The sequence below is a fragment of the Xenorhabdus griffiniae genome (assembly GCF_037265215.1).
Lineage (GTDB): Bacteria > Pseudomonadota > Gammaproteobacteria > Enterobacterales > Enterobacteriaceae > Xenorhabdus > Xenorhabdus griffiniae.
In genome coordinates, this window is the sequence record NZ_CP147737.1 from 2,863,613 (window position 1) to 2,887,967 (window position 24,355).

The following is a 24,355-nucleotide window of genomic DNA, read 5'->3' on the forward strand; positions in this document are numbered from 1 at the left end:
AAATTCAGGATAAGAATAGGTATCAGCAGTAAACTTTTTCTGGCCATTTTTGCCACTTGTATGCTGGTATTGATCACAATGCACTGGGGCATTTACCTCAGCTTTCAGCACGGTTTTATGGGCTATATTAAACAAAATAGCCAAAATCGGGCGAATACGCTGGCACAAGCATTGACAGAACAATACCAGCAATATGGCAATTGGCATTTTCTGACTGAAAATGATCGCGCGATATTTCAAATTATCCGCACGATTGAACAGAATGACAACCCGCATCAGAAAACCAAACCTCACGGGTGGCGTCCCCAATTTTGGGTTGTGGATACTCACATGCATCGTTTAGTCGGGCATTCTAATGATATTCCGGTAGAAAGTTATCGCGAGCCGATCACCTATAAAAACAATATTGTCGGTTGGGTAATTGTCAGTGCCTCAGATAAAATTACCCGTCAGGCTGATATTAGCTTCGCTCACCAGCAGCAACTTACCAGTTGGGCTATTGTCGGTTTTTCCACCTTACTGGCATTAATCGCCACTTTTCTTCTCTCACGTGGCCTTTTAAGACCAGTTAAGCGGTTAGTGGAAGGGACACATAAACTCGCGGCAGGCGATTTCAGTATTCGTGTCGTTCCATCCAGTGAAGATGAAATCGGTAAACTGGCAATGGATTTTAACCAACTTGCCAGCACGCTGGAAAAAAATGAACAGATGCGCCGTGATTACATGGCTGATATTTCCCATGAACTGCGTACTCCACTTTCTGTTCTGCGCGGTGAACTGGAAGCTTTACAAGATGGTGTACGGAAACTAACGCCGGAAACTATCTGTTCCTTGCTTGCTGAAGTCACTACCCTGACAAAACTGGTAGACGATCTGCATTTATTATCCCTTTCTAATCGCGGTTCGCTGGCGTATAGAAAAGAATCTGTTAATGTCAGTGAATTACTGCAAATCTCCGTAGCGAATTATCATGGCCGTTTTGCGGATAAGCAAATCACGTTGGCATTGAATGTAAAGGAAAATATAACCCTGCTTGCTGATCCAAATCGGCTAACACAGTTATTTCATAATTTGCTGGAAAATAGCCTGCGTTACACCAATGAGCATGGAAAGGTCATTATTTGCGGATATTCCAACCAGCAAAAATGGATATTGGATATACAAGACAGTGCACCTGGATTGACTGTCGAACAATGCCAGCAGGTTTTTGAACGTTTTTATCGTTGTGAATCTTCCCGTAACCGCGCAAGCGGAGGTTCAGGGCTTGGGCTGGCAATTTGCTATAACATTGTTGAAGCCCATACTGGGATAATACGTGCGGAAAGCTCACCTTTAGGTGGTGTTAAAATTCACGTAGAATTACCATTGATTAAATCGTCTGAACTTGAAACACAATGAGTACACAACTGACACAATATACTGTTCTCATCGTTGAAGATGAACCAAAGTTAGGGCAACTGCTGGTTGATTATCTGCAATCCGCAGATTACCAAACCCAATGGCTCAAGCGTGGTGATGAAGTCATCGCTCATGTGCAAAAATACCATCCTCATATTATCTTGCTTGATCTTATGTTGCCCGGTCTTGATGGATTATCGATCTGTCGGGAATTACGTAAATTTTCAGATATCCCGATTGTCATGATGACTGCCAAAACGGAAGAAATTGACCGACTGCTCGGTTTAGAAATTGGGGCTGACGATTATATTTGTAAACCTTATAGCCCGCGGGAAATGGTAGCCAGGGTCAAGACAATCTTACGCCGTTGTTACCGTCCGAAGGAGATCATCAGTGAGCAAGGCGCACTGACTATTGATGAAAAACACTTTCAGGCGCGTTATCTTGAACAGGCGCTTGAATTAACACCGGTTGAATTCCGTCTGCTCAAAATTATGTCCGGCCAACCAGGGCGGGTTTTTTCCCGTGATCAACTATTGAATAACCTTTATGACGATCATCGCATTGTGAATGACCGTACGATTGATAGCCACATTAAAAACTTGCGCAGAAAACTGGAGCAACTGGATGGGGATAAATCTTTTATCCGTTCCATTTATGGATTGGGTTATCGTTGGGAAGCTGAAATCTGTCGTTTGATATGAGATACAGTAACCGCTCAATTAAGCCGTGCAGTTTACATGTGTTGCTGATGTTCACATTCCACGGTAACAGATCGTGCAGGGGGATCACCTGATTGACGTTTGGGGCGTTCCGTAAAAAGGTAGAAATGATTATCAAATCGATTAGTGGAACGAGTGCGCCAGACTTATAGAAAACAGTATTATTATTACAGTTAGCACTACTGTCTGCATTAATAGAAAAATATCAGAAAGCCGTCAACCAAATCGCCTGTTTCTCTCCTGTAGCCTAGCGCCATATCCAATTATCAGGAAACTATTTTTTTGGAAATCAAGGCGGTTTATTGAATCTATATCGTATGCTGGAACATGTTGAGCCACTGGTCAATTCTGAAGCTGAAGAAGTTGGGGGAGTGAACTTTTCTAGGGAATCTGCGTCCCCCCAATTACCCTTACGTTGAGAGTCTTATCGAATTAACATCTTGTAGTATTGAGTATAAACTTTTACGCAGCCATTCTAGGGCGTGTTGACGTTTACCGTTTATCATTTACTCAACCCACATGGGTAGCCATATCATGACAAATGCCAGCGCCAACATGCTGGCATAATTTCGGGCTAATTTATCGTATCTTGTCGCAATAGCTCGAAAATGTTTTATTCTGGCAAACGCATTTTCGACCAAATGCCGATAACGGTATAAAACATCATCAATATTCTTATCTGATTTTCGGCTGTTTTTTCGATAAGGAATCACTGTTTTCGAACCTCGTTTTTCAACGAATCTTCTGAACACGTTACTCTCGTAATCGGATGTGGGTGAATGTGCAACTAAACTTTCCGCATGGACAATGTCATGTGTTTTGCCCCCTGACAGCTCAAAATGCACGGGCAGCCCGTAACTGTCTACAGCCAAATGAATTTTTGTAGAACGCCCACCCCGACTCTTGCCAATGGCTTCATCTTCCGGTGATACGGCTCCTGAACTGTGTTGATGAGCACGCACAATACTGCCATTAATGAATAACCACTCGGTATCCGTATTCTCAGATAACAATTTGAATAATAGCGCAAAAACCCCTTTTTTTGACCAGGCATTGAAACGCTTAAAAAGGGTATTCCATTTTCCGAATTCCTCGGGTAAATCCCGCCACGGACATCCCGTTCTCATTCGATAAAGTATCCCTTCGAAAGTTAGGTAATGTTCTTCTTTGTAGTAAATGCATCCATGTTGTTGCATCAATACAGCTAGCGTATTCCATAAAGATTTTGATAACATTGTTCTTGGCATGATGAGCTGGAGTAATGGTTTTTTCGCGAAGACAATGATACCAGATCATCATGCTGTTCAAATTCCCCTTTCAAAACGTCAACACGCCCTAGTATTAATTTGTAAATTAGGAAAACTAGACTGACATCGCCGCAAGCGGCGGGGAATCAGACCCGGAGAGATTGAAATCGTCTGAAAACAGGTCAAATACCACGGGCGGAGTTTTATCACCTAGACTCAGGATACAATGGAGAATGAGCTAAATGTTTTATTTGAAGGCTATGGCGAACAATTTGCAATTAATTTTTCTTGATCTCTTAATTGTGATTTTAAATATTATTTAATTATTTACAAATGTGATGTTTTTCTAGATAAAATATTTAGAACATGGTTGGTTTAATAATGCTTTTATATAATGACATTTAATTATATATAAGTGTGATTCTTTTACAGGGCAAATATTAATGATTCGGTTGATGTGATTATTATTTTATATTATTCATACTTGATTTTATTTGTTTGAACACACTCTAACTTTCAAATATAATTGAAATTATCCATTCAGGAATTGCGGTATTTTATTTATTATAAAGTAAATCATAAATATAAACCCTGTCATTCCTGTGATATTTCGATAAAGAGTCAAAACCTTCTATTGACCATCACTATAGAATATGGTTTTCAGTAAAAAATAAATTTTATACTTTGAAAGGGTAATATAATGGCTAACATGACAACAGTTCCTGCTGATGGTAAAAATATTATCAAAGGGCAACCCTTCAGTGTGATTGTTTCAATAAATGGTGAAGCTAATATTCAAAATACTGTGGAGGTCAGTGCTGTTCTCCCACCCGGAGTGAAATTACTCAAGACATTCCCCGGCAAAGTTGATAAAAAAAGATATTCTCAACAACTGATATTTCAGGCCGACGAAAGCAGCGACGCTCACAAAATCAGTTTTACCTCAAACTCACCGAGCAAAGTACATACGGATGTAACCTATCATCCTGTCGATAATCCAGACTTGAATCCCGATACTTGTGTACTGAGAGGAGCTGCGGCTTATTTGTATGACTCTAAGCCTGTTGGATTAACGGGTTCTGGCCCAGGGAAGGACAACCCATTCATTTCAGCATCAATCAATCCAATGTTAAATCAGGGAGGGGGAGCAATTTCAAACTATGATATTCCGCTTCGTACAACAGCTCCGCTGCGAATATACACAGAGGACATGGATGAAATTTTCCCTTATGATATTGACTGGGATAATAAGTTTTATTACTACCTGATTCAAAAAACATCAAGCGCAGCGGTGAACCTAAAAATATATGCTACTCAGAATGTACATAAGTTCGTTACGCTTGATACGATATTCAATGATGAGAAATACAGTCAAAGGCAAATCATATTTATTACGACTGTTTCGACTGATGTATCCGACAGCCTGGAGCCACCAAACATTGAAGAAACATATTTTTCTTCTACTTTAACAAGGCCGGAGCAACAAGTGGATGAGTTTACGTTCATGGTTCCGAGCTACGAGGGAGCTCAAATCGGCGATTTTATCATTGGGTTTGTAACGGACGATAAAAAAGACACTTTTAAGAAGGTGCTCTTCGTTGGGCAGCTAACAACTGAAGAAAGCGGATCTTATAGGTTGAAAGCCGATTACAACGACCTGTATTCGGGTGATAATCATATCAGCTATGTTACGCTTAACCAAACAGGTATGCCAGTAAGATCCAAGCTTAATTACATATATTATGATAATGGCGGTATTAACGGTCCAAGTTCCTTTGATGGACACCGGACTCTGGTTGCCCCAGAAGTATATGACCAGTACGGTCAATATATTGGCAGATTCGACCCAATTAATATCTACAGTATCGGTACAAAAGGGCTTGAGGTTTGGTTGCTATCCGATCCCACTAATCCAGATCATACCATCGCCGTAGGTGATCAGATCACGATTACAGCCTATATCTCACACTGCGTTGATACTTTCTCACCAGCACGTCCCTTACCGATTGTCGTGGTTGAAAATCACCCTGTGAAATCGACAGAAATAACAAATGGTTATTATAAGGTTCCCATCACACCCGATAAACTGATGGGGTATGACAGAGCCGATGGTTATGACGTAGGAGTGCTCATGATAGACTACAGCCGTCTTGCTCAGAAGCAGAAATCGAAAATTTTCACTAGGAGTTTTGGTACAGTCGAACCTCACTAACCTGAATGTGTGACAACTAATAGTGACTGTTATTGGCTGTTACCTTACAGAGTTAATATCCGTTATTGAACACACCTAGAGAATGTGATTTCAAATTAAGAATAAACATAATATTTTGAAAGGATAATATAATGGCTAACATGACAACAGTTCCTGCTGATGGTAAAAATATTATCAAAGGGCAACCCTTCAGTGTGGTTGTTTCAATAAATGGTGAAAATAATATTCAGAGTACGGTGGAGATCAGTGCTGTTCTCCCACCCGGAGTGACATTACTCAAGACATTCCCCGGCAAAGTTGATGGACAAATATTTTCTCAACAACTGATATTTCAAGCCGACGAAAGCAGTGATACTCACAAAATCAGTTTTACCTCAAATTCACCAAACGGAGCACATACGGATGTAACCTATCATCCTGTTGATAATCCAGACCTGAACCCCGATACTTGTGTACTGAGAGGAACTGCGGCTTATTTGTATGACTCTAAACCTGTTGGATTAACGGGTCCCGCCCCAGGGAAGGACAACCCATTCGTTTCAGCATCAATCAATCCGATATTAAAGAAGGGGGGGCAAATCTCAAACTATGATATTCCCCTTCGTACAACAGCTCCGCTGCGAATATTCACAGAGGACATGGATGAAATTTATCCTTATGATATTGACCGGGATAATAAGTTTTATTACTACCTGATTCAGAAAACATCAAGTGCAGCGGTGAACCTAAAAATATATGCTACTCAGAATGTACATAAGTTCGTTACGCTTGATACGATATTCAATGATGAGGAATACAATCAAAAACAAACCATATTTATTACGACCGTTCCGACTGATGTATCCAGCAGCCTGGAGCCACCGAGCATTGAAGAAACACTCTTGTCTTCTACTTTAACAAGGCCGGATCAAGCGGATGAGTTTACGGTCATGGTTCCGAGCTATAAGACAGCCCAAATTGGTGATTTTATCATCGGGTTTGTGACGGACGATAAAAAAGACATTTTTAAGACAGAACTTTTCGCTGGGCAGATAACAAGTGAAGAAAACGGATATTATAAATTTAAGGCTGCTTACAGCGACCTGTATTCGGGTGATAATCATCTTTGCTATGTTGCGCTTGACCAAACAGGTATGCCAGTAAGATCCAAGTTTAATTACATCAATTATGATAACGGTGGTATTAATGGCCCGAGTTCTAATGATAAACACAGAACTTTGGTTGAACCAAAGGTGTACGATCAAGACAACCAATTTATTGGTCTATATGATCCAATTAATATCGATAGCATCGGTCAGAAAGGCCTTGAAATCAGATTGCCATCTGACCCTAACGATTACGAGCATACTATCGCCGCCGGTGATAAGATAACAATTACCACCTATATTTCACATTGCATTGATACTCTACCGGAGAAAAATCGTCCGATGCCGATTTCTGTTCTTAAAAATTATATTGTTCAAAAGAGTGAAATATCCAATGGCTATTTTAAGTTTCAGCTAACTGCCGACAAGTTAATTGGGTATGCTGTTGCAGATGATTACGATGTAGGGTTAATCACAATTGTCTATAGCCGCCTTGCTCCGGCCCAAAAATCGAAACTTTACACTAGAAGTTTTGGTACTGTTGCACTTTAACCAGAATAATGGAAAGTTATAATATGTCAGTAAATAATATAATAATGGATGAAGTGCTCATCCCTCCAAGTTTACCACAAAGCCGTAATAATACTATTGACGAATCAGAACTAGATCAAAATATACTAGTGGTTATAGTAAATAGACATAAAAAATTTCGTGTTGGATATAAAATCATTGTTTATTTGACTTCAGATATATTCTCAAAACCATATTTCATCACAGATGAAAATATCGATGATTTAACATATCAGATAACTATTCCTTTTTCTAAGATCCCTCTCGGAAATTATAATGTTTTCTACACTATTACTGATTTATTAAATATGCAGCTGAAATCTGGTAGCACCCCTGTCTCAATTAAGGACTCGGCTTCTCCGCAGACATCTCTTGAAGCTATTCTAATGATAACTGGATATGAACCAGTCGGTTATGAATATGAAATTCTAACAATTCAGGTTTACGATAAACAAAAGAATGAATTAATTAAAAATACTGATTTTCAGTATAAACTAATTCAACCCGTTAATATCATTGACGTTCCTGAAATTGGTTCAAATCCTGATACTAGATACTCAATGACTACAAACGAATATGGAGAATTTAAAATAAATCTAAAAGGTCAAAAATTTGGGCATTGTATTATACAGGTGACAATTAATAATCTTGTTGGTAACATAAATCATACTATGGGAGAGCTTTAACTATGGCAATGCAGACACTTTTATTTCCAGCGGTAGGTAATGGTACACGTGTGTCGATTTTCTTTCAAAGAGTATCTCAATATTATTATTTCGTACAGTTAAAAGAGAGTTCTACTGGAAGGCCTTTTTTCACTTGGAATTATCAGTCTCCTGACTATGGAATTGCTAGTTCATTTGCTTATGATGGAGCACCTGGAGATCTAATATGTACAGTAGATTGCCCACAAAGTCCCCGTCTTGATAATACATGGGCTGAAAACATAATAACACCTAATCCGGAAAGTCCAACTTATGGAACAGTCTATAATGTTGCCTTTAATGATTATAGTGGTCCAACTCAATTCTCTAACTTTTTCATTTCTCTGGCAAGCTGGCTGCCAGTCTCGCCTATAGTTCCCGTCCCACCTATACCTATCTGATAGTGATTACCGTGGAATAATTTTCCACGGTTTCATTCTTATTGCATATTTTTATATTACCACGTCATCCTTAGCCCAATTTTCGCACTCAGTTCATAGCTGTCAAAATTATTCAGGCTGGTGTTGACGGAAGTCTGACCATAGATGAAAGAATTTCCATCATTCCAATTGTAGGAACCCCCGATACCTGTCTCAGCCCAAGTGCGGTCATTCCCCCCGTGAAAGGCAACATTTGCAACATCAACCGCATCATTACGCCCCAGCAGCTCTTGGCGAAGATTGAACAGGCCGTAAAGATTAGCGGCTTTTTCAGCCTTGCCCTGATCTTCGCTCCACTTTTGGCTGTAGTCTATCGTCGCACCTATGCGCAATTTCACGTTCCTACTTTGATCAAAGCGGACTTTGGCTCCAAATGTATCATAGAAGTCATTCATATTGATGGCAGAATACACAAGCTGTACTTGCGGAGTCAGCGACCATTTTGGGGTCAAATCAAACCGTTGCCCTGCTTCCAGACCCAATGCATAGCCCAGAGCGGACTTATTATTCCCCAGTTGCCGACTGGCCGTCTTTGAATCCAAGTCATTTTCAAAGTAGGTAAGCTGCGTTAAGCCATCCAGATAAAACCCATTATTGCCATACCATGTACCTGTCACACCTATCGTGTAACCATTCGCACGGATTTTACCTTCACCATGCACGGAGTCCACGTTTGCATTAATATTCGAATATTGCAGGAAACCACCACCAACCACTGAGCCGTGGTCATTTTCATACAAGCGGCCGTCTATGCCGATTTGAGCACGAGCCATGTTATAGGTGATATCGCCAGCTCCAGATGTGGTGATACGGGGTGATAATCTGCCGTAAGAAGCTGCCATCCGTCCCCATGTGCCACTGGGCAATGATGGGTTTGTGCTATCATCTGCGCTATCCTCGTCAGCAGTGGTTCTGAAGCTATTCACACCCCGCAGTTTGTCCTCACGCCCGCCAACTCGTCCATGCAAAGACTCAGGCATATTCAGGGTCTGTAAAACTCGTCCATAAGCCTCGTAAACGCTAACGCCAGCATGATAGAGTTGTTGTGGCTTTGGTAGAGGATCTGGGTTGGGTTTTTGACTGGTCAGCGACGAGCGCAGATACCAATTTCCATCCAAATTATCAATACCATTCTTATGAAGCCGGTAAGCATAGGCACCGATCACAACGGCTTGCTCTCCCTTATAACTATAATCACCAACCAAACTGAAAATGCCATCCGACGTGCCTTTCACATCAACAACCTTGATGCCTTCAGTCGTCGGTGCCCCCGCGCCGCCGACATTTTTGATAACGAGATGAGTTGTGCCAGATGTATTACCGTTCACCACCAGTCTGTCAGTCTTTGAGTTATCTCCTTCCAACACGGTCGATAAACTCACTATACCGTTATTACCGCTATAGTTACCTGCGATCACCAGTGTACGCCCTACGGCTTTGTCATCTCCACCAGCCAAGACTGTGCCACTGTTATTCAAAGCGAAAATAGTCGTATTAAATCCGCCCATATCAAGCTTACCATGTTGCCCGATTGTATAAGACGAATCTGCACTGAAAGCCCTTTCCGATCCTTGGCGAAGCGTCCCTTTCTGTACTTCCGTCGTGCCTGTATAGTTGTTAATGCCGGTCAGAAGGGTTGTACCGTTACCCGCCTGCACCATTTGCCCTTGCCCTTTTAGGGAACCGGAAAATGCCATTTGATCAGCACGGTTGAAAACCAGTTTCGTACCGACCCCACTTTCGACCAATCCGGTAAGGGTTCCGCTGCTATGTCCATCACCGATTTGCAAAATGCCATGACGAATTACTGTACCACCAGAATGGATATTCGTGCCGGTAAGCGCCAGCGTCCCTTTACCCTTTTGAATAAGTTTGCCTTCGCCGGTGATATTGCCGCCAAATGTCACAGCATCTGCGCGGTCAAAAGCCAGCGTCCCTTTACTGCCTGTGACCACATCACCGGAAATACTGCCCTGGGTGCCGCCATCACCTATCTGGAGGACACCCTGCGTCACTGTCGTGCCGCCTGAATGAGCATTCGTGCCGGTAAGCGCCAGCGTCCCTTTACCGTTTTGAATAAGTTTGCCTTCGCCAGTAATATTGCCGCCAAATGTCACAGCATCTGCGCGGTCAAAAGCCAGCGTCCCTTTACTGCCTGTGACCACATCACCGGAAATACTGCCCTGGGTACCACCGTCCCCTATCTGGAGGACACCCCGCGTCACTGTCGTGCCGCCGGTATACTTATTCTCACCTTTCAAAACCAACGTCCCGTCATCCGTTGTCTCAAGTGTAGCCGACCCTGTCAGGGTTGATTCAATCGTGGCAACCCTACCAGCAGTTGACTTATTACCCGTTCCAACACGAATTTTGGCGCTGCCTGTTTTATCATTCTCTAAGATCAGAGAACCGCCAGTGATTTTATAGCCATCGGCGCTAAACTGCATACCATTTACAGTGACATTGCCGCCGCTATTATCTACCTGCACAGTCCCTGCGGTCCCTGAGAAAATGGCAAACTGGTCAGTGCCTTTCCAACTGGCATTGGAATTGCCTGTTTTTGACGTCCAGTTATCATTTCCACCTATCTGCCAAATACCATCACCACCATCAATGGCATTATTGTTGTGTTTACTGATGTCACCACCATCCCAATAGTTCAGGATCATGCCGCCAGTATTGATGAGATGGACTTCATGGTTTCTATTTGTACCGAGAGAGAATGAGTCCGGTTTTCCGCCAGTGAACGTCATTCCGTTATCGATTAAGGTGCCGCCATAGTGAAATATATCGTATTCACCTGCTGCTAATCCGCCAAGATCCGTGACATTAAGTGTTCCTGCCAATGTCAGATCACCATGAACATCAAATAATGCCGGCGCGGAGACATCCTTTGCCCCAAGCGAAATATCCACATTTGCGCCGCTATTGAGAATAAGATCTTTGCTAAATGTCAGAGTATCACCTTGTTTGCCTGTAAGGTGACCGCCGCTTTCAATCGTTGTTTTACCCCCAACTATGCCTGTGCCATTAACAGTCCCTCCATTTTTAACATTGAAAGTCGAAGTTGTTGTGCCTAGCTGTCCATCAACGATAAGAGTTCCCTTTTCAACATGCGTTGATCCTGTAAAAGCCGAGGAATCTGAACTGAGCCTCGTTACGCCAGCGCCAATTTTATCAATATGACCACTTCCAGAAATAACACCCTCAAAGTTGCTTGTTCCACTCAGATTGAGTGCCAGAGTGCCTTTGTTTAAGATATCGCTTTTGGTCAGGTTTCCGGTCGTTCCACCATGACCGAGCTGTAACGTTGCGCCATTGCCAATGCTAGTCTGGCCCGAGTAGTTGCTGTCACTGGTTATGATAGCTTTGCCGCCGGCGATCTCCAAAGTGCCTGTCCCGCTTATCTCACCATCGAGTGTCACCACACTGTTCTTCGTACCGGCAACGACAACCGCGCCTTTGTTGTCGATTCCGGCGAGCGAGAGTTTGCCTATAGTGTTGTCATCACCAAACCGCAGTTTGCCTGATGTCACTGTGATTGGTTTACCCGTAGTCACATTACCGGTCAAAGTCAAATCACCGGTGCCCTGTTGGTGAAGGAAACCGGCGCCTTCAATATCAGCGGCAAAGAGGATGGGATTTGTTCGATCGAAGGCCAGTACACCGCTCTGCCCGATTGTCACTTTGGAAGTATTATCAAGGCTTCCCGCTGTTCCTTTATCACCAAGTTGCAAAGTACCCGATTCGATTTTTGTCTCACCGGTATAAGTATTCGTCTCTGTCAAAATAGTTGTGCCACTACCCACTTGGTGAACTGAACCTGCTCCACTAATAATGTGGTTATAGGTCACTTTATTGTTTCGGTTGAAATAAAGGCTTCCTGCATTATCCACGTTACTGGTGATGCTTCCCGTGTTATGTCCGTCACCCAAACGTAACGTGCTGCCGGATAATATATTGACCGTACCAATATTCATGTCATGGGTATAGGTAAGATCCAGATTTCCTGTTGTAGCACCTTTTGCCCCGATGGTGACCACTGAATTTTTCGCCCCGGACACATTGCCCTTTAGGGTTACATTTGGACCAGACATATAAAGGCGGGCACTGCCAAGCTCGACATTGCCATCAATTGCGCCTGAATTATGAATATCGTTAGTAATAGTGCCATTATTCTTTATAGAGAATTGGTCTCCCTTTATTACACCTCCGTCCAAATTCGTGATGGTATCAACAACGCCTTTATCGTCGATATGAATTCCATTCTTCTTTCCGTATAACAAGGAAGCATTGGTAATTTGTTTAATTTTAGACGGCCTGATCTGGGGATTAACATCCAATTCAGCCCTGCCCTGCCCAGTGACCTGAATTGCGTCCTGGTCAGCCGTGATCCCTTTACTCCCGGAGTTATTATTCAGATTTTCTAGGTATCCCCCACCTCGAATCAGAACGCCGTGATAGAGGCCAGTTACTGTCCCATCATTATTGAAAGTGCCAACATTACTGCCATCATTGATATCAAACGTTGCGAGATTAGATAGAATGTTATTTTTCTGAGATTTCAGTATCCCATAATTATCAAGTGTCTTAAGTGTTGCAGTATAAACAGATATTCCATCAATAGATGGCGTACAATGCGACATTCCTTTACATAATGATCCTTTCTCCCGATTTTTGATGGTATCTATGAATCCATATTTACCATCATCAGATGGGCCAGTCGCAGATTGTATTTGTATTGCATTCAATGAGCTAGAGTCATTGCTGGCATTAATTGAACCATCATTATCTAACGTGTTTATTTGACCAGAAACCCAAACGGCTCCGGACTCGTCTCCACTTATTGTTCCGTGATTGAGTAGCTTTTCAACAGAACCAGTGTAAGTTACTGTGACTCCACTAGATCCCTGCAAAGTTCCATTATTCTCAATGTAATCAACTAAAGTTTTTGATGCCAGATTACTGTTATCGCCGACATTAACTGCACTGTATTTTAGACCGTAAGGATCAGATTCATTTACTGGCCCTTTAGGGGCATTAATCGATGCACCTTTATTGATAATAAGATTATCACCACTTGACAGATTACAGGGTTCTGTCTCAGCATCGGAAATTGAAGGACCACATGATGATGCAACCGCTATTGCATTAACGTTCATTCCAGAAATAAATAAAACCACTCTAAGGGCTATTCGGAATACAATGCGTTCGTATATCTTCATAAGAGGGACACCTAAATAATCTAATTTTCATTTAAGTAAGAGTGCTAAATTGTCTGAGGTACTAATCAAAGTGTTTGTTAGCGAAAACAAAATAGTGAAGCTCTTTTGAATACTAATACTTTAGAATAACTTTACTATTTCGTCGATTACTCCTGTCAAGAATTGAAATATTTCTATATGGGGTTCTAAGCTGGAATCGCCGAAAATTCCGTCAGCCGAAATTTAGCGTTGCTATGAGCGCATCAAGGTCAATAATTTTCCCTTCGTTCTGGAAGGTATAATACCCATTCAGCAAAATGTGTTGCCAGGCAACAGGGAACAGCTGGGTTATTAATGCCCGCGTCTTGATGCTGTCTGATACCTCCGGTTTATTCAGTAATCGGGATAAAATCGCAGAGTTATAGTAGATGATTGCGTTAGCAATCAATCACCCACACTGATTACTGATTTCCGTTTCGATGTCGGTTCGTCCGGTAAGTTCCTTTTTGCCACCGACCTGTGCGATGGCTGAACGGAGTTGGAGTTGATGATAAGACTCAACCTGGTTCTGTGAGCGGTGTACGTTCCGTTCTAACTGAGGATCAGCAGGTAGGCAATTGAGAATAGAGTTTCAAGAATGGATTTTGAGAATCACGATGCCTTGATGATGGGTTATACGAAAAAACCTCTTTATGATTCTTAAAAACCCTTTTGACCAAGCATTGAAACGCTTGTAGAGTAGGCCTCAAGTTTGATGTCATCTCCCCAGCGGCCCCTCGTCAAACCGTGCGTGCGGTTTTCCCGCACACGGCTTTCCGACTGTCTTCTTCCTGCTGCATTACGACGTTACAAGGCGAGCATACCGACTGACTTCGTTTCCGTTTATCGACAGACTATACAACTTAAATAACCCGTGATACTTGTAGAACCAGCTCGGCGGATGGTCCCTCCATCCTTTAGTTCGCTTCTTGTGCTTCTTCCTCAACATAATACAGAGTGTCCATATCGTGTAATTTGCGATGCTTTTGAAATGCATCCGGGAGTTGCACGTCTTGAAATAATTACCCCACCCTCTAAGGATTGGGTTTATTTCTGTTCTGATTAGCTCCGGAAGATCCCGATGCTGACCTTTTCGTGTCACTTCACGAATCTTTCGCTTTACTCTTTTCATCGCTTCTGGTGAGGGGTAGTAATAGGTTCTCAATTTTCCATCCCTTTTGGACGGCTGCACTGCAAACCTGTGCCCCAGAAAGTCAAACGGTGACTTTATTGCATGAACGACTTTCGTCTTTTCGGTATTTAGCGTCAATCCAAGCCGATCAAGTACCTTACAGGCTTGAGCCAGATAAAACCTCGGTGCTTTCTTACACAAAATGACAAAGTCATCGGCATAACGAACAAGATGAGCGTCATGCTCACGCTGATTGAATCCCTCTTTTTCCCAGATATGATCCAGCCAGTGCAGGTAAAGATTAGCCAGTAGTGGAGATATCACGCCTCCTTGTGGAGTTCCTGCTATCCCCGCTTTCAGGTTTCCCTCTTCCATTACTCCAGCTTTCAGCCACATTTCAATCAGTTTCACAACTGAGCGATCTATGACTCTGGTTCTCACCGATAACAACAATTTATCATGGGGGATAGTGTCAAAATAAGACTTCAAATCAGCATCTACCACCCAGTAACATTTAAAATTTAGCCACTTATAGATTTCTCTCAGCGCCTGCTGCGCATTTCTGCGAGGCCGAAAGCCATATGAAAAATCTTTAAAACTCGCTTCGAAAAGCGGTTCTATGACTATCTTTACTGCTGCCTGAACTACACGATCTTCAATAACAGGTATGCCCAGTGGTCTTTCCTTTCCATCCGGTTTAGGAATGTAAACCCTACGCACCGGTTGAGGAGAGTACTTCTTTTGAACTAGCTTCTTCTGGATGTCTTGCAGAAAGTTACCTACACCAATTTCAGTTTCAATCTTATCGATTGTTAACCTGTCAATTCCTGAAGAACCTTTATTGGCTTTAACCTGCGTCCATGCCATAACAAGCACACGACCACTACATACCTTGTCATACAGAACACCAAATTTACGTTTTGGATCCGCCTTGGCTGCCAGGTATAGCTTGCGTTGCAGTACTCGTACCTTTTCAAATGCCGTGTTTAGAGCTTTCGCAATCACGTAGTACCTCCTGTAACAACAGGCATGACAGAAGTAGAGGTCCTTCCCTACGGTCAGGTTATGTTGTCCCTACCATCAACAGTACTATGACCTCCTCCGACTCCTCTATCCTGCATCTCTCAGAATTTCAGCGGTTACCTTATATCTTTGATTACGCAGTGGGTTAGACTACGACAGGGAGAGGTCTCGTTCGTTCCACTCAGTGCTATACATGCATCCCATCCTCAATACCCCGGATCCCTGTCATGACTTCATATGGTTGTTAATCCATCATGATTCACTGGCCTTCGCCCCCATTCTAAAGGCTCGGCAGGATCACCCTACACCACACTCTCCCAGCATAACGGTATGGCTGAAATTTACGAGGCTTGTTCAGGTTCACTTGCGTTACGGGCTGCATACTTGCGCGCACCCACAGTCTGGGTCAGGGGTCACGTTTATCCGGCGTTGCTCCCGTGTTTCAGTCACCATCCACACGTACGCCATAGCTACGCAGTCAAATCAACCAACTACTGCGGCAGGACTTTCACCTGCAAGACACTGAGCAGCTTAGCGAACCGCTCAAAAAGGTATTCCATTTTCCGAATTCCTCGGGTAAATCCCGCCACGGACATCCCGTTCTCATTCGATAAAGTATTCCTTCGAAAGTTAGGTAAACCTGAACTTCGCTTAAGAAAGGAAAGACAAAAGGGAACTCAGTGCCTGAGGCACGATCAAAGTTTTTGCTTAGAAAACAAAATCGTGGGGATCCTCAGGCTATGACTACTTTAGAAGAACTTTTCTGTTGCGTCGATGACTTTTGCCAAAAATTTATTCCCCTTTGGGAACAATAGCTCATTGAGAATAATCAGCTCAAGCGTCATCGCGCCACTTCCCTGTCTCTCAGCGAAATAATGACTCTCCTCATTTTATTTCACATGAGCCATTATCGTCATTTTAAAGCGTTTTATACTGAGTATGTGCAGCAATACCTCAAAGCAGATTTCCCCAGTCTGGTGAGCTACAATCGAATAATAACATTGAAGAAAAGAGCCCTTATTCCGTTATGCGCTTTCCTTTCTTCACGCCAACAAAAATCACACGGCATTGCCTTTATCGATCCCACTAAAATCGCGGTTTGCCATAACCTACGTATTTCTCGTCATAAAGTTTTTGAGGGTGTCGCGCAGCGAGGAAAAACCAGCACAGGGTGGTTCTATGGCTTTAAACTCCCTCTGATTATTGATGATTGCGGTGAGATTTTATCCGTTAAATTAACACCGGGAAATGTTGACGATCGTCAGCCGGTAAAGGAATGAGTCAAAGGTTTAACCGGGCATCTCTATGGTGACAAAGGCTATTTATCCCAAGTGTTATGCGATGAACTGAAAGAGGAAGGGCTTACGTTAATCACGAATGTTCGCCGTAATATGAAAGCCAAATTTTTATCGCTTTGGGACAAGGTCATGTTAAGAAAACGGTTTTTGATAGAAACGGTGAATGACCAATTGAAAAATATTTCTCAGATAGAACATTCAAGGCACCGAAGCATAGTCGGCTTTTTACTGGAAATAGTATCAGGACTGATTGCTTATACATTCCAGTCGAAAAAGCCGAGCTTAGGTTTACGTGACCATGAAATGGTGATGCTTAAACAAAGTTGAGGTTAATTAAGAAGATCTGGAATAAATAGTGATTTAATCCAAGAAAGCTATCGGGTTTTCGCAACCAAGAACAATTTACCATTACTGAGTAAAAATCCGCTTCTATGAAGGCGGATTTTTACTTAGAGAGTCTATGAATCAATTCCATTCCTTCCTTGGATTTACATCATCAGAACAAAGGCAAAAAGGCCCCCAGTGCCTGACAGTCTTTTTTTGGATTCACCGGCAGGCGGTAGTTCCACAATCTTGTGCAGGCTATCAACTAGGAAAAGTCGTCAGTTAGTGATTCCTAGTCAAACAAAGGCTTTCGTAAGTCGGCTGCTCTCGATGTTCGTAAGCGTTCAATTAAGCCATACAGTTTACATGATGTCGCTGGTGTTCACATTCCACGGTTCAAATGTAGCCAGATTAATCTCATGGTGCTGGCAAAATGCAGTCACCGTCAGCCGCTCTGCTTCTGGGAGTCAATGATGGCCACCCAGTGTTGCTGTTTTTCAGTGAATGTCATGGTGGTTTGTCTCCTTAATAAAAAAACACTAAAAATCTTAATCCGTCGAGTATGTGGGGTTAATTGGGCGGTTACTGTTGCAACTATCGTCACACACTTATGATTGGTTTTTTTCAACATTCAAAGTTCTTTTACCATCAAGCAAACCTGAAATGACAGCGAATAACAATGCCAGAGCGGCTAATAACCCCCCTGCCAGATTAAGGGAAGTATAGCCATAATGAGAGGCGATAATTACACCCCCCAACCATGCCCCAACTGCATTACCCAGATTAAAGAATCCAATATTGACAGAGGAGACAAGATTAGGTGCACCAGCCTCCTGAGCTTTATCCATCACCAAACGCTGGATTGGCGATACGGTGGCAAAGCCCAATGCTGCCATTAAAAATAGGCTCAAACACGCAATAAACTGATTGTCACCATAAAGCCAGAAAATAAATAGAGTTAAGGATTGTAGTCCTAATGTCCAATACAACAATGGCATCATCGCTTTATCTGCAAGTTTTCCGCCGACAATATTGCCAAAGAAAAACCCTAGCCCCAATACCAGCAGGAGCCATGTTATTGCGCTTTCAGAGAATCCTGCAATATTGATCATTAATGGTGCAATATAGGTAATCGTTGTAAAAAATGCAGCGGGGCCTAAGACAGTGATCCCCATGGCTAAAAGAACATGGATATTGGTGAACGCCTGCAATTCTTTTTTAATACTGGCAGGCGCTTTTTGATCGAACTTAGGTAATAACTTCAAAATTCCAACTAATGCGATCATGCCAATAACGGTAATGATTGCAAAAGTGACGCGCCAGGAAATCGCTTTTCCTATCCATGTTCCAAGCGGTATTCCAACTAAATTCGCCAGTGTCATTCCACTAAACATAAAGGCGATCGCGGTGGTTTTTTTATTTTCTGGCACGAGTTCAGCAGCAATAATCGCCCCTATTCCCATAAAAGCGCCATGTGTTAAGGAGGCCACAATCCGGCCAATAATTGCCAGAGAAAATGTCGGAGAAAAGGCAGTCAGTGCATTTCCGATAATAAATAAGATCATTAACAGGGAAAGCATCTTTTTCCTTTCTATACTTCCCCCCAATATGATTAACACAGGCGCGCCAACAAATACACCAAGCGCATAACTGGTTACCATATACCCCGCAGTTGGTATTGAAAGACTAAATTCGGTTGCGATTTCAGGCAGTAAACCAGCGACAATGAATTCGGTTGTAGCGATCCCAAATGTCGCTATGGCTAGAGCCAAAATAGCTACAGGCATGGAGAACTCCTAATAATAGGCTGTGTTAATCGAGTTATATTGCAACGGTGTATCGTTATCTCTGAGAGTGTGTAATATATTCGTGCAACAGCCAATTGGGAAGCAATTGAAACAAGACAAAATAGTCATCACGTTCTGTAAAAAATAGCGGGACAGAGCATAAATTTTTCTTATCAACCCCCTTGACTGTACAAAATTCAGGCTAAACTTAAGCTGATAATTACCCAATCAGGAGAATGTCTTATGGCTACTGGGCATTATGATCTTAAGAAAGCAAAGAACGGGCAATTTTATTTCAATCTGGTGGCGGCAAACGGTGAGATTATTCTGAGCAGTGAAATGTATACCACCAAAGCTGCTGCCAATAAAGGCATTCACTCTGTGCAAGTTAATTCTCCCGATAAAACTCGCCATGAAGTGAAAAAAAACAAATCGGGCAAACCTTACTTTGTCCTGAAAGCCCGGAATCATCAAATTATTGCTATCAGTGAAATTCATACCAATGAAGCAAACATGAAGAAATGTATACAATCTGTCATGAAAATCGGTCCAACAGAAAGTATTCGTGACCTGACCAAACAGAATTAACCGATACAATTAATGACTCGCGCCGTATCCGCGGCGCGTTTTCTCTCTTTTCCATAATATGTTTCGTAAAGAAATTGCAAATTTTGAATTTTTTGTTTATTTACAAATAGATATTAGTTTACAATCTACGTTCATCCTTGATATGTAATACACAATAATTTTATGAGCGATTTTATAACATGAAGTCAGTATGCTAAACGTTCTGAGTTTGTGAAGATGTTGCGATTGTTGCGGAGCCTTTCGTCAAAAGCTATTCCGGTGACAATGACAAACATTACTGCTAGTAAGAAAATACCTTTTTTAGGATCATTTTCTCAATGATTCACAAGTCTGGAGATTGGCCTTTTTATGATTTATTTTTTACGTAACACATATTTATCTTTACAAGCACCAAGATAAGGTTTATATATTATCCTTCCTGATTCTGAATCACAGTCTTGAACATATATTCCATCATTACCAGCATATTTGATCTGGCTTTCTAAAAGATAATTCCATTGATTTATTAGAGAATTCCACTTTTTTGATATTAACTCAATGATTTCTTTATGAGCTACATCATTAATTAATTTTAAAGCATTTTCATAATGCCCATCAAAAAACATTTCAAGGATACTTATAACAGAATTAAAATCTTTTATAATAGAGAGAGATTCCGAAAAGTGTAAAATATATTTATTTAATTCTCTGGTTATTGTTATTTTATCTTTATGACCTCCTTTTCTTCTATCCGATGCCCCGATGTAGAAAGAACTATATCTAGATTTTGTTATATTCCCTAAATAGTTCCCCCTAAATAACTTTTGTCCATCGTTGCCTTCAATCTCTCCAACAAAACCATAATTATATTTATCTCCATCAGAAACAAAAATAAATAAATCAGAATACACAAATGCATCAGAAAGTTTTCCTATATCATAAGTAAACCCTCTAGGCTTCATTTTTCTGAATAAGTAAATTCAACATGATTACCAGATGGCACCCACACTTTGACATCTATTTCTTGAAATGTTGAGTGTATCTCATGCAAGTTTGAATCACTTCCCATTTTAAATATATTGAAATATTTATATTCAAAATCACTAATATTATATTCTTTTAGTAGAAGATTAAGTAATTCTTCAAAAACATTTTTACCTATTGAGATTTTTAAATAATCCAGCATTAAATACTCGAATCCATGATTCTTTATGTTTCCTTTCATCTTATTAAAGAAATTTGAAGGATGTTTTAATGCTCCTTTGTAATCACTAAGAGAACAATTAGAACATACTGTATATTTAATGTTTTTTTGTAAGGTGATTGTTTTAATAATTGCAACATAAAACATAGCCCAGTATGATTTTGCATCATCAATTACACTAGATGCAACAATGATTGTATTTTCTTTCATTTTATACTTCATGACAATTACCCATTATCATTGATAAGTTTAATTTATATGGAATAAGATGTTTTGTTAAATCAATTTATTATCATATTGATGACGTAACAAAAACCACATATTTAGGATTTTTAATAATTTTAATATAATCATAGAGAGCTTCTTAATTCCTGCATTTTATTATATTAAATATAGGCTCTAGAGGCTCCCGATAAATATTATTTTTACGAACATTTCACTGGCATTAAGTAGGGACTTTACGAGCTATACGCTCAATTAGTTGACCATTTATATCAAAATATCGACTAGGCCAAATTTCAGAGGGATGTATACCGAGATAATAGTGACGCAGTTCGTCATTGCTGAGTGTTTTACTGGTCGGCTGGTTTTTGGCCTGATTGCGTTCTTCATCCGATAAAGCTTCATATACGGGCAATTTCCGTATTGAGTGCCTCGGACTGAGTGCGCAGCTCGTCGAACTGTTTGGCTTCATCGGTATTGAGTGATCGCTTTTCGTCTTCGGCTTGGGTGAGCAGTGAGCGCATTTGGGTCGTTAAATCGGCTTTCTGTTGGCGTAATTCGAATAGTTTTTTCATGGTGTTTTTCAGAATGGTTATTTTCTTCAAAACACTATTTAACACTGTTAAAAATAATTAAAAAGCCTCTAAAATTTAGAGGCTAAACAAGGGAAAACATAAAAACAAAATATTTACAAAAACTTTAATTTTAAATGATCAATTCAATTACCATTCCGTTGTATTTATTTTTCATTTACTTTTATGGTATATTTTTTTTGAAATTTCCCAGAACCAGTTAGCATTGTTCCATACACGCGACCAACTACTGTTACATATATTTCACCTGATTTTAATGGCTTACCACTTATTACTAAATGATTATAATCTTCCCAACTTTCTTCTTTTCCAGAATACACCAAACTCTTTTTATGGGGCTTCCATTCCATTCCAGAATCGGCTGGCTCTATGATGACAAAATTAGTAAATTTTTTTTCATTACTAACAATTACTGGCCCTCCTACTATAGAAATAGAAGCATTATAACTTTTACCTACAATAGCATCAGGCAGATAATTTCCTTTAGGCTGAACAGATACCGAAATCGTACTACATGATGAGGTTAATATAATAAAAATTAACAATATTATTTTTTTCATTTTATTTAAGTGGCTTGAAGACCAATCCTCCAAATGTGTGGTTAGTAAAATATTCATGCGTAGAATTCGCTTTTACCCAAGGTTTCACTCTCCCCCATGAAAATGCTTTAACGTTAGTACCTTTCTCACTTTCTTCTACTTTACCCGCCCAAACAATCCAATGGTTTTTCCCTGATGTTTCCTGCATATTCTGCAACATACCAGCAGAAATTAAAGAGACCACATGGCAACCTTGTTCTATATAATTGTTCAAAATTTCGATATCTTCTTTACTACTATGCTTCAATCCAACATTACTAAATACTTTTTCATAACCAGCTTTTTCAAACCAATCTGATACTGTCCACCAAGCAGTAATACCCGCTACCTGATCGGACACTTCATCGTAGTCCATAATCGTATTTTCTGAGTCTCTCAAACTGGCTAATGTCAACCAATCTAATCCTGAGATTCTTTCACCATCCTCGTCATAAAAAGTTCCTTTAGGGTGACGGCAACCGTCACCCGGATTAATATCTAATTGACCAATTTTGGTTTTCCCATATTCCCATAACTCACGGGCAGCTTGCTCATAAATATCAGGTCTGTCCATTTGTAAGCAATAAAACAAAGCTGCTGGGCCACACAAACTAGCTCCATTTTGATCAGGATAAGTTCTTTTCGATAACCTATCCTGAATTTGTGATTCAACTTTATTCTTCTCAAATGGATCATCAGGATGACCAATTGGATATTCTTCCGCAATAAATACTCTTTCAGGAACAGTAAGTTTTAATTCAACGGTATTATCTCCGTCGCTAACAGGTTTTGTTTCAATTGTGCTTTCAAAATAACAAGCATTCTCTCGTTTTTTATCTGAACAGGCTTTACCTTCTACGAATTCCCCCAGTGTATACATTTTTTTAAAAGGGGCTTGCAATGCCTGAATCGTATTTGAACCATGTTTACGGTAAAGCATAATTTGCATAATATACGTTACGGAAAGTTCATCATCTGTTTCTTCAGTGACGTGCTGCTGAGTTTCATAATTGCTCTGTAATTGTGCCTGAAAAATATCAAGTAATATGTGATGGTTTCCTTTTGCATCCTTACGATAAATAATTAAATCATACAGCAAGTGCTCAGCAGGTACATTCGATTCTATTTTGGTGTAAACGGTATAGGTCGGCATGGTATTAATCCTTTAAAATATGAAAGCTCAAGTTCTTTTTGTCATCCGTGAGATGCCATTGGGTATAACCTTGTTTATCCGTCTTGCCTTCTTTTATCTGACCATCCGGCAGGCAAACCCGATACTTACGTTCGGTTAAAAGATTGCCGTCATCATCCACACAACGATAGCGGGCATGATGTTTAGCGGGTTTTACCGGAGTTTCTTCAATCAGCGGCTTCTTAAGTGGCTTCACATTCGGTAACCCGGATAAAAGCGGCCTACCTTCTTCACGCCCTGCTAATTGTGTAATGCTGTAGCCCGAAGTCCCCGCAGCAATGTGGTTACATGCGATAGATTTGTAATCGAGCATCACCACTTCATGGGGGATTGCACCGTTATCATTGATGGAATGGGGATAATTGTAGGACAGATCGACAATCGTTGCGCCTGTCAGTTTAATTTCGTAAAAGAGTTCCAGTTGTCCCATCGGGCTTGTCCGGTAATGCATAAAGCGCGCTTCCAGCAATTCGTTTCCGTCAATTGCCATTGCTAACAAAGGTGAGGATTTATCAATGGGTTTGGTAAAGCTAACAGGGTGATGATGTGCACTCTGATCGCGGTTTACTGAATGATTGACACTCAGTACCTGTATTTCGTCTTCCCGCCCTATTTGATAGCGATTTCCAATTGATTCGGGTGTTGAGCATCCGGCTGAAATTAAACCTTGTTTCTTGCCTTTGAGTGACAAGTAAATAATATGTGACATCTTGTCTCCAATGATCTGACTTCCGATAAATTCCAAATGAAGCAGAATACAACAGGAATATTTATCTGTTCCAGCTTGAATGAAAGTGCAACATTGAATTTGTGA

At 41.0% G+C, this 24,355-nt stretch carries 17 protein-coding genes and 4 pseudogenes; 8 read left to right on the forward strand and 13 right to left on the reverse strand.

Features of this window, described 5'->3' with window-relative positions:
* Positions 1 to 9 precede the first annotated feature (9 nt).
* A complete protein-coding gene (gene baeS / locus WDV75_RS12445) occupies positions 10 to 1,398 on the forward strand; it encodes a two-component system sensor histidine kinase BaeS (protein ID WP_273558039.1) in 1,389 nt (462 codons plus the stop codon).
* Positions 1,395 to 2,102: a two-component system response regulator BaeR gene (gene baeR, locus WDV75_RS12450; protein ID WP_273558028.1), complete on the forward strand. Its 708-nt coding sequence runs from the start codon at positions 1,395 to 1,397 to the stop codon at positions 2,100 to 2,102. The genes baeS and baeR overlap by 4 nt, the downstream gene beginning before the upstream one ends.
* 524 nt (positions 2,103 to 2,626) lie before the next feature.
* On the opposite strand, the gene WDV75_RS12455 is transcribed toward baeR, so the two are convergent.
* Entirely contained in the window at positions 2,627 to 3,367 is a 741-nt protein-coding gene (locus tag WDV75_RS12455) for an IS5 family transposase (RefSeq protein ID WP_273558029.1), read from the reverse strand.
* Positions 3,368 to 4,067: 700 nt separating this feature from the next.
* Here WDV75_RS12455 and WDV75_RS12460 point away from each other — a divergent pair.
* From WDV75_RS12460 to WDV75_RS12475, 4 genes are all read left to right on the forward strand, one after another.
* Positions 4,068 to 5,579 (forward strand): hypothetical protein, encoded by a 1,512-nt coding sequence (locus WDV75_RS12460; RefSeq protein WP_273558030.1) that lies wholly within the window; start codon positions 4,068 to 4,070, stop codon positions 5,577 to 5,579.
* 131 nt (positions 5,580 to 5,710) lie between these two features.
* Positions 5,711 to 7,216 carry a hypothetical protein gene (locus tag WDV75_RS12465; RefSeq protein ID WP_273558031.1) on the forward strand — a complete coding sequence of 502 codons (1,506 nt, stop codon included), beginning with the start codon at positions 5,711 to 5,713 and terminating at the stop codon, positions 7,214 to 7,216.
* Between the two features lie 23 nt (positions 7,217 to 7,239).
* Positions 7,240 to 7,920, forward strand: coding sequence for a hypothetical protein (locus tag WDV75_RS12470; RefSeq protein ID WP_273558032.1), 681 nt, complete (start codon positions 7,240 to 7,242; stop codon positions 7,918 to 7,920).
* Between the two features lie 2 nt (positions 7,921 to 7,922).
* Entirely contained in the window at positions 7,923 to 8,339 is a 417-nt protein-coding gene (locus WDV75_RS12475; protein ID WP_273558033.1) for a hypothetical protein, read from the forward strand.
* A gap of 56 nt (positions 8,340 to 8,395) precedes the next feature.
* Here the strand turns inward: WDV75_RS12475 and WDV75_RS12480 are convergent, their stop codons facing one another.
* From WDV75_RS12480 to WDV75_RS12495, 4 genes and pseudogenes are all read right to left on the reverse strand, one after another.
* Entirely contained in the window at positions 8,396 to 13,603 is a 5,208-nt protein-coding gene (locus tag WDV75_RS12480; protein WP_338859909.1) for an autotransporter outer membrane beta-barrel domain-containing protein, read from the reverse strand.
* 211 nt (positions 13,604 to 13,814) lie between these two features.
* Positions 13,815 to 14,186, reverse strand: a pseudogene (locus WDV75_RS12485) (Tn3 family transposase); the annotation flags it as partial.
* A 234-nt stretch (positions 14,187 to 14,420) separates the two neighbouring features.
* The gene (gene ltrA, locus WDV75_RS12490) at positions 14,421 to 15,758 is read right to left on the reverse strand and encodes a group II intron reverse transcriptase/maturase (protein ID WP_338803455.1); all 1,338 of its coding nucleotides are present in this window, start codon (positions 15,756 to 15,758) and stop codon (positions 14,421 to 14,423) included.
* Between the two features lie 568 nt (positions 15,759 to 16,326).
* A pseudogene (locus WDV75_RS12495) lies at positions 16,327 to 16,407 on the reverse strand (transposase); the annotation flags it as partial.
* A 109-nt stretch (positions 16,408 to 16,516) separates the two neighbouring features.
* Between WDV75_RS12495 and WDV75_RS12500 the strand changes: the two are divergent.
* Positions 16,517 to 17,401 (forward strand): annotated as a pseudogene (locus tag WDV75_RS12500) (IS982 family transposase).
* Positions 17,402 to 18,006: 605 nt separating this feature from the next.
* On the opposite strand, the gene WDV75_RS12505 reads toward WDV75_RS12500, so the two are convergent.
* On the reverse strand, positions 18,007 to 19,185 hold the full coding sequence (locus WDV75_RS12505) for an MFS transporter (protein WP_273571665.1): 1,179 nt from the start codon (positions 19,183 to 19,185) through the stop codon (positions 18,007 to 18,009).
* Between the two features lie 243 nt (positions 19,186 to 19,428).
* Between WDV75_RS12505 and WDV75_RS12510 the strand changes: the two genes are divergently transcribed.
* The gene (locus WDV75_RS12510) at positions 19,429 to 19,773 is read left to right on the forward strand and encodes a YegP family protein (protein ID WP_189760574.1); all 345 of its coding nucleotides are present in this window, start codon (positions 19,429 to 19,431) and stop codon (positions 19,771 to 19,773) included.
* A 353-nt stretch (positions 19,774 to 20,126) separates the two neighbouring features.
* Here WDV75_RS12510 and WDV75_RS12515 read toward each other — a convergent pair whose 3' ends face one another.
* The 7 genes and pseudogenes from WDV75_RS12515 to tssD form a co-directional block, all read right to left on the reverse strand.
* Positions 20,127 to 20,714: a hypothetical protein gene (locus tag WDV75_RS12515; RefSeq protein ID WP_273571666.1), complete on the reverse strand. Its 588-nt coding sequence runs from the start codon at positions 20,712 to 20,714 to the stop codon at positions 20,127 to 20,129.
* Positions 20,711 to 21,166 carry a hypothetical protein gene (locus tag WDV75_RS12520; RefSeq protein WP_273571667.1) on the reverse strand — a complete coding sequence of 152 codons (456 nt, stop codon included), beginning with the start codon at positions 21,164 to 21,166 and terminating at the stop codon, positions 20,711 to 20,713. Before WDV75_RS12520 ends, WDV75_RS12515 begins: the two co-directional genes overlap by 4 nt.
* A 235-nt stretch (positions 21,167 to 21,401) precedes the next feature.
* Positions 21,402 to 21,497 (reverse strand): annotated as a pseudogene (locus tag WDV75_RS12525) (helix-turn-helix domain-containing protein); the annotation flags it as partial.
* Positions 21,498 to 21,579: 82 nt separating this feature from the next.
* Positions 21,580 to 21,753 (reverse strand): hypothetical protein, encoded by a 174-nt coding sequence (locus tag WDV75_RS12530; protein ID WP_273571668.1) that lies wholly within the window; start codon positions 21,751 to 21,753, stop codon positions 21,580 to 21,582.
* A 164-nt stretch (positions 21,754 to 21,917) separates the two neighbouring features.
* Positions 21,918 to 22,388 (reverse strand): hypothetical protein, encoded by a 471-nt coding sequence (locus WDV75_RS12535; RefSeq protein ID WP_273571679.1) that lies wholly within the window; start codon positions 22,386 to 22,388, stop codon positions 21,918 to 21,920.
* Positions 22,333 to 23,502, reverse strand: a complete 1,170-nt coding sequence (locus WDV75_RS12540; RefSeq protein ID WP_273571669.1) for a hypothetical protein — start codon at positions 23,500 to 23,502, stop codon at positions 22,333 to 22,335. The genes WDV75_RS12535 and WDV75_RS12540 overlap by 56 nt, the downstream gene beginning before the upstream one ends.
* A 4-nt stretch (positions 23,503 to 23,506) precedes the next feature.
* A complete protein-coding gene (gene tssD, locus WDV75_RS12545) occupies positions 23,507 to 24,250 on the reverse strand; it encodes an Hcp family type VI secretion system effector (protein WP_273571670.1) in 744 nt (247 codons plus the stop codon).
* Between the last annotated feature and the right edge of the window lie 105 nt (positions 24,251 to 24,355).

Bases quoted from the DNA above. Each gene is read 5' to 3' on its own strand.
- WDV75_RS12510 (WP_189760574.1), top strand. From the start codon at position 19,429: ATGGCTACTGGGCATTATGATCTTAAGAAAGCAAAGAACGGGCAATTT.
- WDV75_RS12530 (WP_273571668.1), bottom strand. From the start codon at position 21,753: ATGAAAAAACTATTCGAATTACGCCAACAGAAAGCCGATTTAACGACC.
- WDV75_RS12460 (WP_273558030.1), top strand. From the start codon at position 4,068: ATGGCTAACATGACAACAGTTCCTGCTGATGGTAAAAATATTATCAAA.
- WDV75_RS12455 (WP_273558029.1), bottom strand. From the start codon at position 3,367: ATGCCAAGAACAATGTTATCAAAATCTTTATGGAATACGCTAGCTGTA.
- WDV75_RS12475 (WP_273558033.1), top strand. From the start codon at position 7,923: ATGGCAATGCAGACACTTTTATTTCCAGCGGTAGGTAATGGTACACGT.
- WDV75_RS12505 (WP_273571665.1), bottom strand. From the start codon at position 19,185: ATGCCTGTAGCTATTTTGGCTCTAGCCATAGCGACATTTGGGATCGCT.
- WDV75_RS12470 (WP_273558032.1), top strand. From the start codon at position 7,240: ATGTCAGTAAATAATATAATAATGGATGAAGTGCTCATCCCTCCAAGT.
- baeR (WP_273558028.1), top strand. From the start codon at position 1,395: ATGAGTACACAACTGACACAATATACTGTTCTCATCGTTGAAGATGAA.
- WDV75_RS12520 (WP_273571667.1), bottom strand. From the start codon at position 21,166: ATGAAAGAAAATACAATCATTGTTGCATCTAGTGTAATTGATGATGCA.
- WDV75_RS12515 (WP_273571666.1), bottom strand. From the start codon at position 20,714: ATGAAGCCTAGAGGGTTTACTTATGATATAGGAAAACTTTCTGATGCA.
- WDV75_RS12540 (WP_273571669.1), bottom strand. From the start codon at position 23,502: ATGCCGACCTATACCGTTTACACCAAAATAGAATCGAATGTACCTGCT.
- WDV75_RS12465 (WP_273558031.1), top strand. From the start codon at position 5,711: ATGGCTAACATGACAACAGTTCCTGCTGATGGTAAAAATATTATCAAA.
- tssD (WP_273571670.1), bottom strand. From the start codon at position 24,250: ATGTCACATATTATTTACTTGTCACTCAAAGGCAAGAAACAAGGTTTA.
- WDV75_RS12535 (WP_273571679.1), bottom strand. From the start codon at position 22,388: ATGAATATTTTACTAACCACACATTTGGAGGATTGGTCTTCAAGCCAC.
- WDV75_RS12480 (WP_338859909.1), bottom strand. From the start codon at position 13,603: ATGAAGATATACGAACGCATTGTATTCCGAATAGCCCTTAGAGTGGTT.